The sequence below is a fragment of the Streptomyces albidoflavus genome (assembly GCF_000719955.1).
Classification (GTDB): domain Bacteria; phylum Actinomycetota; class Actinomycetes; order Streptomycetales; family Streptomycetaceae; genus Streptomyces; species Streptomyces albidoflavus.
Genome location: NZ_JOII01000005.1, coordinates 1 through 14218 on the forward strand (window position 1 = coordinate 1; position 14218 = coordinate 14218).

The 14218-nt window shown below is 73.7% G+C and carries 12 protein-coding genes and 1 pseudogene; 8 read left to right on the forward strand and 5 right to left on the reverse strand.

The features are described 5' to 3' along the window. Window positions 1-1090: 1090 nt before the first annotated feature. Both IF45_RS0106620 and IF45_RS0106625 read right to left on the reverse strand, forming a co-directional pair. Window positions 1091-2416 (reverse strand): annotated as a pseudogene (locus IF45_RS0106620) (ABC1 kinase family protein); the annotation flags it as partial. A gap of 41 nt (window positions 2417-2457) precedes the next feature. Next, entirely contained in the window at window positions 2458-3660 is a 1203-nt protein-coding gene (locus tag IF45_RS0106625; RefSeq protein ID WP_030306184.1) for a ThiF family adenylyltransferase, read from the reverse strand. A gap of 293 nt (window positions 3661-3953) precedes the next feature. Here IF45_RS0106625 and IF45_RS0106630 point away from each other — a divergent pair, with 293 nt between their 5' ends. The 4 genes from IF45_RS0106630 (at window position 3954) to IF45_RS0106645 (ending at window position 7794) form a co-directional block, all read left to right on the forward strand. Continuing rightward, a complete protein-coding gene (locus IF45_RS0106630; protein ID WP_003950735.1) occupies window positions 3954-4538 on the forward strand; it encodes a M48 metallopeptidase family protein in 585 nt (194 codons plus the stop codon). Window positions 4539-4654: 116 nt separating this feature from the next. Beyond that, complete coding sequence (locus IF45_RS0106635) at window positions 4655-6334, forward strand: TerD family protein (RefSeq protein WP_030306197.1); 1680 nt, start codon at window positions 4655-4657, stop codon at window positions 6332-6334. A gap of 11 nt (window positions 6335-6345) precedes the next feature. Continuing rightward, window positions 6346-7026, forward strand: a complete 681-nt coding sequence (locus tag IF45_RS0106640; RefSeq protein ID WP_003950737.1) for an AIM24 family protein — start codon at window positions 6346-6348, stop codon at window positions 7024-7026. A gap of 15 nt (window positions 7027-7041) precedes the next feature. After that, window positions 7042-7794, forward strand: a complete 753-nt coding sequence (locus IF45_RS0106645) for an AIM24 family protein (protein ID WP_010642433.1) — start codon at window positions 7042-7044, stop codon at window positions 7792-7794. Window positions 7795-7857: 63 nt separating this feature from the next. On the opposite strand, the gene IF45_RS0106650 is transcribed toward IF45_RS0106645, so the two are convergent. Next, window positions 7858-8391, reverse strand: a complete 534-nt coding sequence (locus IF45_RS0106650) for an NUDIX hydrolase (RefSeq protein WP_010642431.1) — start codon at window positions 8389-8391, stop codon at window positions 7858-7860. Continuing rightward, complete coding sequence (locus IF45_RS0106655) at window positions 8388-9869, reverse strand: zinc-dependent metalloprotease (RefSeq protein ID WP_030306203.1); 1482 nt, start codon at window positions 9867-9869, stop codon at window positions 8388-8390. Before IF45_RS0106655 ends, IF45_RS0106650 begins: the two co-directional genes overlap by 4 nt. 194 nt (window positions 9870-10063) lie before the next feature. Here IF45_RS0106655 and IF45_RS0106660 point away from each other — a divergent pair, with 194 nt between their 5' ends. From IF45_RS0106660 to IF45_RS0106675, 4 genes are all read left to right on the forward strand, one after another. Further along, window positions 10064-11335 carry an SDR family oxidoreductase gene (locus IF45_RS0106660; protein WP_242534275.1) on the forward strand — a complete coding sequence of 424 codons (1272 nt, stop codon included), beginning with the start codon at window positions 10064-10066 and terminating at the stop codon, window positions 11333-11335. Between the two features lie 107 nt (window positions 11336-11442). Beyond that, the gene (locus tag IF45_RS0106665; RefSeq protein WP_010642425.1) at window positions 11443-11925 is read left to right on the forward strand and encodes a molybdenum cofactor biosynthesis protein MoaE; all 483 of its coding nucleotides are present in this window, start codon (window positions 11443-11445) and stop codon (window positions 11923-11925) included. Window positions 11926-12112: 187 nt separating this feature from the next. Beyond that, window positions 12113-12370 (forward strand): hypothetical protein, encoded by a 258-nt coding sequence (locus IF45_RS0106670; RefSeq protein ID WP_030306209.1) that lies wholly within the window; start codon window positions 12113-12115, stop codon window positions 12368-12370. A 25-nt stretch (window positions 12371-12395) separates the two neighbouring features. Then, window positions 12396-13496, forward strand: a complete 1101-nt coding sequence (locus IF45_RS0106675; protein WP_003950744.1) for a YlbL family protein — start codon at window positions 12396-12398, stop codon at window positions 13494-13496. A 93-nt stretch (window positions 13497-13589) separates the two neighbouring features. Here the strand turns inward: IF45_RS0106675 and IF45_RS0106680 are convergent, their stop codons facing one another. After that, the gene (locus IF45_RS0106680) at window positions 13590-14150 is read right to left on the reverse strand and encodes a PPA1309 family protein (protein ID WP_003950745.1); all 561 of its coding nucleotides are present in this window, start codon (window positions 14148-14150) and stop codon (window positions 13590-13592) included. Between the last annotated feature and the right edge of the window lie 68 nt (window positions 14151-14218).

Here is a 14218-nt window from a genome sequence, read left to right on the forward strand (position 1 = left end):
CTCCCTCCCCCTCCCTCCTCCTCCGCCTTCAAGCGTCCTGATGACGCTTTGTCGCACGCCGGGCCCGCCGTGCCGCAGGCCCCACGCAGCCACCCGCGAGGTCCTGCCCTGCCGCGACTCTTCGGGGCCCCGGCGGTGCTGAGTCCGTCCTATCGCCCGGCGTTCCGGCACCGGTTCTATCGCCTCGGCACCCAGGTCCACCCATCTCGCCGGCACCCGTTCCGAACGACGGCAACGCCAGCCCGGTACAGACCCGCCGACGCCCCAGAACGGCGCCCGCATCTGCCAACCCAGCCCACACCGGGCGCCAACCCTCGCGCCGACAGCGCCAGCCTGTCCTTGCTGGCCGGCCCCACGCACGGCAGCCCTGCTCCGTCATGCCGCGTCCCACCGGGGCCTCGCGTGACAGCACCGTCTGCCATACCCGGCACGCCGCCGCCCAGCCCGACCACACTTGGCAACTCCATGCCAGCGCCGCTCGCCCGTGCTCCCGGAGCGACCGCCCCGGCACTTCCAGCGTGCCGATCCAGCCGCTGTGCCACCCATCGGACTGCCGCCGTCCCGCGACACGACGGCACCCGCCCGGGTCCCACGGTCCCCCCCCCGGCCTGTCCTGGGCCCCGGATGAAGAGCGCCGCTACCCCGCTGGGTTCGGGCCGACGTTCGTGGCAATCGTGTCCGTGCCGACCGTCGTTTCACGGCAACCGGTCTCCCCGCTCCCTTCCTCCTCGCCCTCCGAACCGGAGGCAGCCCCGGCCTCCGAACCGGTTGCACCGTCCCCCGACGGACCAGCTCCGGCTTCCTCGACAGAACCGGTAGTCCGGTCCCCCAAGACACCGGCGCCACCGCCCTCGGAGCTGCGAGCCTTTCCAGCACCACCCGGGTCGTTCCCTCGTCCTCCCGACTCGAGATCGGCGCCCCGCACGCCACCCCCGCCCGAAACGGCGTCCTCAGCCCCCGCCTGCTCGGGCACCAGGCTCCTGGACCTGGCGCCCTCCGGCTGCCGGCCCTCGGCACCGCCGCCGTCCGCCCCGGCACGTTCCACAGCCACCCCGAAGTCGCCATCCCCCGGACCAGCCCCAGCCCCCTCCTCCCCGACGAATCCAGGAAGCCAGTCCTCCAGTTCCTCCCGGAGCCGCACCGTGGCGCCCAACTGGCACAGCACTCCGATGGTGCTGAGGGTGACGCGGTGGATGAGGAGGTAGGACGGGGGGAGGTTGAGCTGGCGGCCCAGTTGGAGGGCGGGGGAGCGGGGGTCGGCGAGGCGGGTTGCCTGGCCGCGCATCCAGTCGCGGGTGAAGGTGAACTCGTCCACCATGGCGGGCTCGATGATCGGGCGGAGGTAGTCGAGGACCTCGGCCGGGTCCAGCTCCACCGAGTCCTTGACGAAGCCCTCGGTCCTGAGCGTCGCGTACACCGTGTCCGCGCGGTCCTCCAGGGTCAGGCGCAGGGAGGTGCCGATCGTCTCCGGCAGGCCGCCGGGCAGGCGGTCGACCGTGCCGAAGTCGAGGATGCCGAGCAGCCAGCCGTCCTCGTCCTCGGCGCGGACCAGGCGGAAGTTGCCCGGGTGCGGGTCGGCGTGGAGCAGGCCCGTGCGGGCGGGGCCGGAGAAGAGGAAGCGGGAGAGCAGCTGGCCCGCCCAGTCCCGCTGTTCCTCGGTGCCCTCGGCGATGACCTCGGAGAGCGGGATGCCCTCCAGCCACTCGGTCACCAGGACCTGGTCGCTCTGGTGCACCACACCGGGGACCAGCATGTAGGGGTCGTCGGCGAACTCCTCGGCGTGGATGCGCTGCGCCTCCGCCTCCAGGGCGTAGTCCAGTTCCTCCGAGACGCGGTCGCGCAACTCGGTGATCAGCGGCTTGACGTCCAGCCCGGGGACCAGCGGGCCCAGCAGGCGGGCGAAGCGGCTGAGCTGGCTGAGGTCGGAGAGGAGGGCCTCGCCGGCCCCCGGGTACTGGACCTTGACCGCGACGGTGCGCCCGTCGTGCCAGACCGCGCGGTGCACCTGGCCGATGGAGGCGGCCGCGGCGGGGCGGTCGTCGAAGGAGCGGAACAGCGAGCGCCAGTCCTCGCCCAGCCGTTCCCGCAGCACCGCGTGGACGGTCTCCGCGGGCAGGGGCGGCGCGGCCTCCTGGAGCTTGGTCAGGGCCGCGCGGTACGGGCCGGCGACCTCCTCGGGGAGCGCCGACTCGAAGACCGACAGGGCCTGGCCGAACTTCATGGCGCCGCCCTTCAGCTCTCCGAGGACCTTGAACAGCTGCTCGGCGGTCCGCTGCTGGAGTTCCCGGCCGACGATGTCGGCGGAGATGCCCCCGATCCTTCTGCCGAGACCCCACGTGGCCCGTCCCGCGAACCCCAGCGGCAGGGCAGCGAGCTTGGCGGTCCTGGTGACCGCCTTCCGGGGAAGATCAGACATGCGCCCCTCCAAGTCCCAGACTGCCGAGCCGCATCCGACGGTCAACGGCTCTCTGCCATTGTGGCCCGCAGAGGTCCGGCCGGTGCCGACCGCGGGGGGACCTCCCCGGCCGGGGAGGCAGGTTCGCCGGGGCCGGGAGCCCGGTCCGGCGAGTTGACCGCGTCGCACGGGCACTCCGGGTGCGGGGTCAGCGGCACCGGGCGCCAGGCCGATTCGGGCAGCGCCAGCTCCCACCGGGTCTCGCCGGCCGACGGCAGGGTGCCGTCGAGGAAGGCGAGCGCCTGCGTGGCCGCGAAACCGGCAACGGTGGTGGCCAGGGCCAGATCGCAGGCGGGGGAGGAGCGTCGGCGGGTCGCCCGCCACTGGGTGATCAGCCGTGGCCAGGCCGGGTCACGGTCCACCCGTTCCAGCGACACGCACTGGGCGCAGGCCGTCGCCCCCGGGACGACCAGCGGCCCGACCATTCCGGTCGCCTCCAGCACCCCCGCGAACAGGTGCGGGATGCCGGACGCCACGAACTGCTCCACCGCTGCCGGGTCCGGCGCGAACACCCCGAGCCCGTCCCTCGGCGCCACCACGACGAGCGAGAGCCCTGGCTCACCGCTGCCCGCGCGTGGCCCCTTGCGGGAGCGGCGGAGCGCGCCGGGCGACGCCTGCCGGACCACCTTGCGGGCCGCCTCGTCGCGGCGCTCGCCGACCGCCCGGGCCGGCATACCGCCGGGCGCCACGTCGGCGGCGTCCACAGATCCCCCGTCCACCACGTCGACCTGGCCGACCCCCGCGCCCGAGAGCACCGCGGCCAGCGTCGCGCCGACCCGGCCCGCGCCGCGTACCTGGACGCGGGAGGCGCGCCGGGCGGCCATGCGGGCCATGGCGCCGCCCGGCTCCCGGGTGGTCACCGTGAGGGAGCCGAGGTCGGGCCGGAGCCGCTCCACCACCGCCGGGCGTTCGCGCAGCGCCGCAGCGCCCGGGCCGCCGCCGGTGGAGTCGTCGAGCAGGCCCGCGCGGGCGAGCCGGCCCACCAGGAGGTCGGCGTACCCCTCGGCGAAGCCCATGCGGTGGGCCTCCTCACGCAGCAGCGGCAGGCCGCGGGTGCCGTCGAGGAGTTCCATGAAGCTGCCGGTCGCCGTGTCGATCGGGCCGAGGACCACGGCGTGGGCCGGGGTCGCCCCGAACTGGACCGTGCGCAGGTCGCGCCAGCCGCGCCGGAGGGCGGGCTTGAGGAGTGGATGGGACAGGTGCACGGTGGTTTCCCCCTGGACGTGGCCGGCCGGCGCCGCGTGCGCCGGTCACGGAGGACAGGATGGATCAAGAGCGGGGAAGTCTGCCCCGAGTTGTCCACAGAGGGCATGAATAGTCGTACGAATGCCTCCCCCAGAGGTGCGGATTCCGCGGGAGCGGTGGCGGGCAGCCGCGTTTCCGCAGGTTGTCCGGGTACCGTCGAGGAGTGCCAGCCGAACCCGCACGGCGCCCCCAGGCCGCGCCGACCAGCCCCGCCCCCTCCGCCGCGCCCCACTCCGTACAGGGGGAGGTCGAGGTGCGCCGCAGCGCGCGCCGGCGCCGTACGGTCTCCGCCTACCGGGAGGACGGCCGGACGGTGGTGCTGCTCCCCGCGCGGATGTCCGAGGCCGAGGAACGGCGCTGGGTCGGGCTGATGCTGGAGAAACTGGCCCGGCAGGAGAAGCGCCGCAGGCCGACCGACGAGGTGCTCGCCGAACGGGCCGGACGGCTCTCCGCCCAGTTCCTGGGCGGCCGGGCGCGCCCCGACTCGGTGCGCTGGGTCACCAACCAGAACACCCGCTGGGGCTCCTGCACCCCCGCCGAGGGCAGCATCCGCCTCTCGCACCGGCTCCAGGGGATGCCCGAGTACGTCGTCGACTACGTGCTCCTCCACGAGCTGGCCCACCTTCTGGTGCCCGGTCACGGCCCGCGCTTCTGGGCGCTGCTGGAGGCGTACCCGAGGACCGAGCGGGCGCGCGGCTACCTCGAGGGCGTGGCCGCGACGGCGCGCCTCCCGCACACCGTCGACGGTGACGAGGACGAGGCGAACGACGCCGACGGCGGGAGCGACGAGAACGGCGGGACCGGCCAGGACGGCAGTGGCGCCAAGGCCGGCATGTAGGGGGTATCCGGCCCACCACCGTTGTGTACCGGCTCTGTACCGGCCCGCCGCGTTGTCGGAGTCAGCGGTTAGCCTGGCTCGACCAGCAGCTTCGGGATGGGGGACGGACGTTTCGTATGGCCAGGGAATTCCAGCGCGGCCACAAGGCCAGGATCAGTGACCTGACGGCCGGCACCGACCTGTACGTGGGCGTGCAGATCTCAGGACCGGGGCTGAGCTTCGACATCAGCTGCTTCGGTCTCGACGCCGACGAACGCCTCTCCGACGACCGGTACTTCATCTTCTTCAACCAGCCTGCGTCGCCCGAGGAGTCCCTCCAGCTGCTCGGGGCGCAGGCGGGCGACACCGAGTCGTTCCGGGTGACGCTGGAGCGGATTCCGCCGCAGATCCAGAAGCTGTCCTTCACTGCGACGCTCGACGGCGCCGGCCAGATGTCCCAGATCGGCCCGGGCTACCTGCGGATCGTGGCCGGCGGCGAGGAGGTCGCGCGGTACTCCTTCGACGGTTCGGAGTTCAGCACCGAGCGCGCCGTGATGCTCGGCGACTTCTACGTCAAGGACGTCTGGCGGTTCGCCGCCGTCGGGCAGGGCTTCGACGGCGGCCTGGAGGCGCTGCTGCGGAACTTCGGCGGCGAGGTCCTGGAGGAAGAGGAGCCGGAGGCACCCGCACCGCAGGCCCCCGAGGCCGCCCCCGCCTTCGCCCCGCCCGCCTTCGCGCCACCTCCGGCCCCGGCCCCGCAGCCCGCCCAGACCCAGCAGGCCCCGCCCGCCCCCGCGCAGCACATCCCGCAGGCCCCCGCGCCGCAGCAGACCCCCCAGGGGTACGTGCCGCCGCAGGCGCCGCACACCCCCGCGCCCCACCCGCACGCCGGCCACCAGGGGCCTCCGCCGCCGCCCCACCCCACGCCCGTGCACGCCGCCCCCACCATGGCGGCGCCCCTCGCGCCCCCGGCCCCGCAGCCCGGAGCCCAGGTTCCGCCGCCGCCCCCGCCGCCCGGCCCGTACGGGCAACCGCCCGTCCAGCACCACGGGCCCCCGCCCGGCTACGGCTACCCGCCGCCCGCGCCGGGCGGCTTCCCCGGCCAGCAGCCCGGGCCGTACGGCCAGCCGCAGCCCGTCGCCGGACAGGGCGGCACGCCCGGTGTGGCGGCCGCCTTCCAGAAGTACCGCGAGGTTCCGACCGGCAGCCGCTGGACGCAGCAGAACAGCCAGCTCGTCCGGGTCGACCTCGGTGCCGACGCGCAGCCCGTCCTCGCCCGCCAGGGCAGCATGGTGCTCTACCAGGGCAAGGTCGACTTCGGCTACAAGGGCGCGGGCTTCGCGGGCCGCATCACCGGCAACGCCACCGGCCAGGAGCTGTCGCTGATGCGCTGCACCGGCAGCGGGCAGGTCTTCCTCGCGGAGAACGAGGCCAACCTCCACCCCGTCGAACTCCAGGGCGACGCGCTCTGCGTCAGCGCCGAGAACGTCCTCGCCTTCGACGAGACCCTCGCCTACGAGGTCCGGCGGATCGACGGCCACGGCATCCCCGGCGGCGCCCTGTTCACCATGCAGTTCCAGGGCACGGGCACCGTCGTGGTGAAGACCCGCGGCACCCCGGTGGTCCTCCCCGTCACCCCGACCACCTTCGCCGACAGTAACGCGATCGTCGCCTGGTCCGCCGCGGCCCAGGTCATCGTCTCCTCGCAGGTCAGGATGAGGCGCAACGCCTACCCGGGCCACAGCGGCGAGGGCGTGAACCTCCAGTTCCGGGGCGCCCCCGGCAACTTCGTCGTCGTCCAGCCCTACGAGATCTGAGGGAGCAGGCCATGAACCAGCAGCTCGCGGGCTTCGCCCCGACGCCCGTCGCGGCCCGGATGGAGAACCACGGCCACAGCATGGTCAAGGTCGCCATGCAGAGCGGCTACGACCTGTACGCCCGCACCGGCTCCATGGTCGCCTACGAGGGCTTCGTCCAGTACGAGCCCAACCCGCCGGCCGTCCGCCAGATCGCCGGGCAGTGGATCACCGGCGAGGGCACCCCGCTGATGAAGTGCACCGGTGACGGCCTGCTCTACCTCGCCGACTACGGCGCGGACGTCGTCGCCATCGACCTCGGCGGTGACTCCCTGTCCGTCAACGGCACCAACCTCCTCGCCTTCGACGCCCAGCTCGACTGGGGCGTGGAGCGCGTCAAGGGGCTGGCCAAGTTCGCCGGCCAGGGACTGTGGAACGTCCGCGTCGGCGGCCAGGGCTGGGTCGCGCTGACCTCGCGCGGCACGCCGATCGTCGTCGACTGCGGCCGAGGCGAGGACGAGACCTACGTCGACCCGGACGCCCTCATCGCCTGGTCGCCGCATCTCAAGGTCAAGGGGAAGCGCAGCTTCAAAGCCTCCTCGATGATCGGCCGGGGCAGCGGCGAGGCGTACCAGATGGCGTTCTCCGGCGAGGGGATCGTCGTCGTCCAGCCCAGCGAGGACAGCACCGACCGCCTCCGGGTCCGGGGCTGAGGGGGAGCCACCACCATGCAGAGTCCGCTTTTCGCCTTCACCGAGCAGCAGTCCCAGGACCGCTACACGCTGCAGAACGCGCAGATGCTGAGGGTCACCCTCACCGGCCACGACGACATCCTCGCCCGCAAGGGCGCCATGGTCGCCTACCAGGGCCTCGTCGAGTTCGACGGCGAGTACCAGTCCCACCAGCAGCAGCAGGCCCGCGCCTGGACCGGGGAAGGGCTCGACCTCATGCGCTGCTCCGGCCAGGGCAGCGTCTACTTCGCCAACCTCGCCCAGTACGTCCACGTTCTCGACGTCGAGCAGGACGGCCTGACCGTCGACAGCTCCTACGTCCTCGCCATGGACTCCTCGCTGCACGCCGAGGTCCTCGCGGTGGACAGCCAGTTCGGGATCTCCGGCTCCGGCAAGTACCAGCTCAACATCACCGGCCGGGGCAAGATCGCCCTGATGACCTCGGGCCCGCCCCTGATGCTCCAGGTCACCCCGGAGAAGTACGTCAACGCCGACGCGGACGCCATCGTCGCCTGGTCGACCTCGCTGCGGGTGCAGATGCAGGCCCAGACCCACTCCTCCGGCGTCTGGCGGCGGCGCGGCAGCACCGGGGAGGGCTGGGAGCTGAGCTTCCTCGGCTCCGGCTTCGCCCTGGTCCAGCCCAGCGAACTGCTGCCCCCGCAGAACGCCGCCACCGGCGGCCTCGCCGGACAGTTCGGCATGGGCCAGCAGGGCGCCCGCGGCCAGAACCAGGGGAACGTCTGGAGCTGACGCCGCGGGGCCGCCTCCTGGCGCGGTGCGCGCGGGGAGGCGGCCCCGTCGAGGCGCCGCAGCTCAGCCCGGTGCGCCCAGCCGCTTCCGGGCAGCCTCCAGCAGCCGGACCACCGAGGCGTCGGCCACGCCCGCCACCTCGTCGTACGCGAACCAGCGCAGGTCCAGGGACTCGTCGCTGATCGCCGCCGCCGCGCCGGCCGGGGCGAGGGCGGCGTACTGGATGTCCAGGTGCCAGTTGCACGGCGCCGGGATGGCGTGGCGGTCGAGGCGGACCGGGCCGCCGGGGAGCAGTTCCAGGCCCGGGATGCCGGACTCCTCGGTCGCCTCGCGCAGGGCCGCCCGGGCCACCGAGGTGTCCTCCGGCTCGCAGTGGCCGCCCATCTGGAGCCACATGTTCAGCTTGCGGTGGAGGGTGAGCAAGGCCTGCCCGCGGGACGGGTCGAGCACGAGGGCGCTGGCGGTGAGGTGACCGGCCTCGCACGGCTTGTACATGCCGTCGGGGTGGGCCGCCAGGTGGTCCAGGTACTGCTGGCGCAGCCCGGGCTGGTCCTCGTACTCCTTCAGGACGAGGACCGCGTCGTCGTGGAGGGTCACCGGGAGCCCTCGCCGCCTTCCTGGCCGTCGCCGTCGTCGGAGCCCTTGTCCTTCTTGCCGGGCTCCTCGGCGTCCTCGGGCCGGTCCTTGGAGAGGGACGGGCCGCCGGCCGCCTCGCCGAGGAGCTTGTCCAGCTCGGAGAAGTCGGCGTGCTCACGGTGGACGAAGCCGTCCGGGTCGTCCAGGTCGTGCGCGGTCGGCAGCATGTCCGGGTGCTCCCAGAGCGCGTCCCGCCCGTCGGCGCCCCGGGCGTCGGCCAGCGAGGCCCACAGCCGGGAGGCGTCCCGCAGGCGGCGCGGGCGCAGCTCCAGGCCGATCAGCGTGGCGAAGGTCTGCTCCGCCGGGCCGCCGGAGGCACGGCGGCGGCGCAGCGTCTCACGCAGCGCGTCCGCCGAGGCCAGGCGCGGCTTGGCGGCCTCGTGCACCACCGCGTCGACCCAGCCCTCCACCAGCGCCAGTGCCGTCTCCAGCCGGGCCAGCGCCGCCTTCTGCTGCGGCGTGTCCTCCGGCTGGAACATGCCCTGCTGAAGGGCCTCCTGCAGCTGCTCCGGGTTGGACGGGTCGAGCTGGCTGACCGCGTCCTCCAGCTTGGCGGTGTCCACGTCGATGCCCCGGGCGTACCCCTCGACGGCGCCGAACAGGTGCGAGCGCAGCCACGGCACGTGGGCGAAGAGCCGCTGATGGGCGGCCTCGCGCAGGGCCAGGTAGAGCCGGACCTCCTCCAGCGGAACGCCGAGGTCCTTGCCGAGCGCCTCGATGTTGAGCGGCAGCAGCGCCGCCTTGCCCGCCGGGCCCAGCGGCAGCCCCACGTCCGTGGAACCGACCACCTCGCCCGCGAGGGTGCCGACGGCCTGGCCCATCTGCGTGCCGAACATGGCGCCGCCCATGGAGCGCATCATGCCGAGCAGCGGGCCCGCCATCGACTTCATCTCCTCGGGCAGCACGTCGCCCATGGCCGCCCCGACCCGCTCGGCGACCGGGTCGACCAGCTCCTGCCAGACCGGCAGGGTCGCCTCGACCCACTCCGCGCGGCTCCACGCCACCGAGGTGCTGGCACCCGAGGGCAGCGCGGTCACGCCGTCCAGCCAGTGGTCGGCCAGGCGCACCGCCTCGTCCACGGCGTGCCGCTCGGCGGCGCCGACGCTGGCGTCCTTGGTGCCGTCCGCGGTGCCCTGGGCCACCGTCTGGCGGGCGATCTGCTTGGCCATGTCCCAGTTCACCGGGCCGCCCTCGTACGAGAGCATCTGGCCGAGCTGCTGGAAGGCGGCGCCCAGGTCCGCCGGGTTCAGCGAACCGAACATCGCGGCGAACGGGTTGTCGCCGCCGCCCGGGCCGATGCCCGGCATGCCGGGCATCCCGAATCCGAGCGGGTTCGCGCCCTGGCCAGCGCCACCGCCCTGGTTGTCCTTCTTCTTGCCTTCGTCGCCGTCGTCCGGCTCCTCCGGCGGAAGGCCGAATCCGAATGGGGTGTCACTCACGGGAATCCTCGGCTGGTAGGGCCACCGGTCTCTGCCTCCGGCGGCGGCTTGCCCGACGTCACTTCCCAGCGTAGACACCAAGAGCCGGTCGGGGCTCGGTGCTCCGCCGGGCACCGGGCTGCGGCAGGATGGACGCCACCTGGTACGTACGTGTCATTCGGGTACGTACTGAAGACAACCGCTGGAGACACCTGGTGAGTTCCCCAGATCCGCAGGTTCGCGCAGCGCGAAACCCGGCCGACCTCTCGTCCGAACCGACCGCGGCCGATGCGGACCGCAGACAAGTGACCCAAACGTCCGGCCCCGCCGATCCGCTCCCCGGCGGCCGGAAGCAGCCCGCGGGGGCCTTCGAGGCCGCCGACACGCCCGAACCCGCGGCGGAGCGCCCCGCCCGTCCGGTCCGCGGCCCGGTGGTCGCCGTCACCGGGGCCGCCGGCGGGGTCGGCGCCCTGCTGACCGAGCGGCTCGCCGCCTCCGAGGAGATCAAGCGGGTCATCGCGATCGACGAGCGGCGCGGGGAGTGCGAGGGCGCCGAGTGGCAGATCCTCGACGTCCGGGACCCGGCGCTCGCCGAGAAGCTCCGAGGCGTCGACGTCGTCGTCCACCTCGCCCTCGACCTCGACCTCGAGTCCGACCCGGCGGCCCGCACGGCGTTCAACGTCCGCGGCACCCAGACCGTGCTGACCGCCGCCCCCGCCGCCGGGGTGCACCGCGTGGTGCTCTGCACCTCCGCCATGGTCTACGGCGCGCTCCCCGACAACGAGCTGCCGCTTTCCGAGGACGCCGAGCTGCGCGCCACCGCCGAGGCGACCGGCGTCGGCGACCTCCTGGAGATCGAGCGGCTCGCCAAGCGCGCCCCACGCACCCATCCCGGGCTCAACGTCACGGTGGTGCGCCCCGCCGTCCTGGTCGGCGGCGGCGCCGACACCGCGCTGACCAGGTACTTCGAGTCGCCCCGGCTGCTGGTCGTCGCCGATTCGCGGCCCGCCTGGCAGTTCTGCCACGTCGAGGACCTGTGCGCCGCGCTGGAGTACGCGGTGCTGGAGCGCGTCGAGGGCGACCTCGCCGTGGGGTGCGACGGCTGGCTGGAACAGGAGCAGGTCGAGGAGCTGAGCGGCATCCGCCGCATGGAGCTGCCGTCCGCCGTGGCACTGGGCGCCGCCGCCCGCCTCCACCGGATCGGCCTCACCCCGTCCCCCGCCGGTGACCTGGCGTACACGATGTACCCGTGGGTGGTCAGCGGCAGCCGGCTGCACCACGCCGGGTGGCGGCCGAAGTGGACCAACGAGGAGGTCCTCGGAGAGCTGCTGGAGGAGGTCGCCGGGCGCCACACCGTCGCCGGGCGGCGCCTGGGCCGCAAGGACGCCACCGTCGCGGGCGCCGCGGGTGCCGCCGGAGCCACCGTCGCCCTGCTCGGCACCGCCGCCATCGTGCGCCGGGCGCGGAAGGCACGGCGCCGCATCTGAGGACCGGGACCGGGGGCGGCCGTTTGGAGGAGGCTCCAGCGCGGCACGCCCCCGGCCGGTGGGAACCACTGTTCCCCGTGAGCCGTGCGGTGCGGCACGATGGCGGTATGGCATCCACCCACACCGCGCACCCGGAGCGTCCCGACCACCCCGGCGAGCGGGCCGCCGAGGACCCGATCGCGCTGCTGGCCGTACGGGACACCCCGCTCTCGCTGGACGAGGTGTTCAAGGCCGTCGGTGAGGACGCCGCCGGCGGGACCGCCCTGTTCGTCGGCACCGTACGCAACCACGACGGCGGCGCCGACGTCGCCCGACTCGGCTACTCCGCCCACCCCACCGCCGAGGCGGAGCTGCGCCGCGTCGCCGAGCGGGTCGTCGCCGCCCACCCCGTGCGGGCGCTGGCCGCCGTCCACCGCACCGGCGACCTCAGGGTCGGCGAGATCGCGGTGATCGTCGCCGTCTCCTGCCCGCACCGCGCCGAGGCCTTCGAGGCGTGCCGGATGCTGATCGACGACCTCAAGCACGAGGTCCCGCTCTGGAAGCACCAGACCTTCGGCGACGGCACCGAGGAGTGGGTCGGCGCCTGCTGACCCGTTCGCCGCAACGTGCCCCGGACGGTTCGCGGGCGGCCCGCCCGGGACCTGCCCGGCCCCGCCACCACCGGGCAGAACCGTTCCGGTTGCGTAACCCCGCGCCGGGACCGAGCGTGGGGCGTGCAGACCTTTGATCTGCTGATCCGCTGATCGGCCGGTTCGGCACAGCTTTGTGGAGGTACGCATGGCCGCGCTCGCCTGGCTGCTCATCCCGCTCATGGCCGCGATAGGCGCGGCCCTCTGGGGGAGCTGGGCGGCCCGCAACCCGGGCAGGAACGACGGACCGGAACTGGCGGGCTACGCGCGCTTCCGCGCCGCCATGGCGAAGTCGCACGGCGACCCGGACGCGGGGGAGTCCGCCCTGCCCGCGGGCCTCCCCGCGACGGGCGAGCGGGAGCAGGCGCACCAGCCCTCGGACGGACCGGCCCCGGCGGTGCGCTGACAGCCAGGTCCCGTACTGTCGTGCCATGCCACGCCGTACCGCGACGATGCTGACGTCCACCTTGCTGCTGATCGCCCTGCTGTGCGCGGGAGTCCTCATCAAGGTGCCGTACGCGGAGATGACGCCCGGGCCGACGGTCAACACCCTGGGCGACCACGACGGGGAGCCCGTCCTCAACATCAAGGGCCACAAGACCTACCCGACCGACGGCCACCTCAACATGACCACGGTCCGGGTCACCAGCCCCGACTACCGGATGAACCTCTTCCAGGCCGTCGCCGGCTGGATCGCCCACGACAACGTCGTGGTCCCGCACGAGACGCTCTACCCCGACGGCAAGACCGAGGAGCAGTCCACGCAGGAGAACGCCGAGGAGTTCTCCCAGTCGCAGGAGAGTGCCAAGGTCGCCGCCCTGCGCGAGCTGGACATCCCGGTCTCCACGCGGGTCGTCGTCGCCACCGTCGTCAAGGGCAACCCGGCCGAGGGCAAGCTGCACGCCGGGGACGTCATCAAGAGCGTGGACGGCTCCCCGGTCCGCAAGCCCGGGGACGTCGCCGAACTGGTGACCAAGCACCAGCCGGGCGAGCCGGTCGTCTTCACCATCGTCCCCGCCGCCGACGCGGCCGCCGCCGAGAAGGCCGGCGAGGAGCCGAGCGGCACCGAGCGCGTCACCGTCACCACCGCGCCCGCCGGCAAGAGCGGCGGCGAGGCCAAGCGGGCCATCGTCGGCATCCAGGCCGGGACCGACCACACCTTCCCGTTCACCGTCGACATCAAGCTCGCCGACGTCGGCGGCCCCAGCGCCGGGCTGATGTTCGCCCTCGGCATCGTCGACAAGCTCAGCCCCGACGACCTGACGGGCGGCAAGTTCATCGCCGGCACCGGCACCATCGACGAGGACGGCGCGGTCGGCCCCATCGGCGGCATCAGCATGAAGACCGTGGGCGCCCGGGCCAAGGGCGCCCAGTACTTCCTCACCCCCGCCGACAACTGCGCCACCGCCGCCAAGGACGTCCCCGACGGCCTCACCCTGGTCAAGGTCGACACCATCGACGACGCGCTCGACTCGCTCGAGAAGATCCGCGAGGACCGCACCGAGGCCCTCCCCGCCTGCACCACCGGCTGACCTCCCGGCGGACGGCGGGACTCCGCCCCGTGCACGCCGAGGGGCCGTGTCCGTACGTACGGACACGGGCCCTCGGCGGTTCTGCGGTGCGGGTCACTCCGCGAAGGTCGCCGCCAGCGCCTCGGCGAGTCCCGGCACCAGGTCGGCGCCGGTCAGCACCTCGGTCGAGGCGTCCTTCTCGCGCAGCCTGAGCGCGGAGTCACGGGTGCCGTCGCGGAGCACGCCGACCGTCATCCGCACCTCCTGGCGGTCCGGGTGGGCGGCGACCCACTTGGCCAGCGCGGCGTCGTCCAGACCGTCGGGCACCTGGGCCTCGGCCGAGGGCGGCAGCATCAGCCGCTCCACGGCGAGGGCGCAGCCGGCCACCGCGTCCGGCCAGGCGATGGTGGCGAGGAACTCGTCCAGGGGCTTCCCGGCCGGGATCTCCTCCTGTTCGACCGGGGTGAGGGGCGCGGCGTCGGGAACGTCCTCGCCGATGCCGAGGCGGTCGGCGAGACCGGGCTCCTCGGAACGCAGCCGGGCGGTGTCGACCAGGGCGAAGAGCAGGGCGGGGCGGTCCCAGCCGAGACCGGCGACGTACTCGTCGATCTCCAGCACGGCGCGGGTGAGGGGGGAGCCGGCCATCGGAGGGCCGGAGGGGGAGTGAGTGGACATGCGCAATATCCTGCCTCGTCGACCCCCGGAATCGGGAACTGAGTAAAGCTTCCGTAAGTTGCATCAGT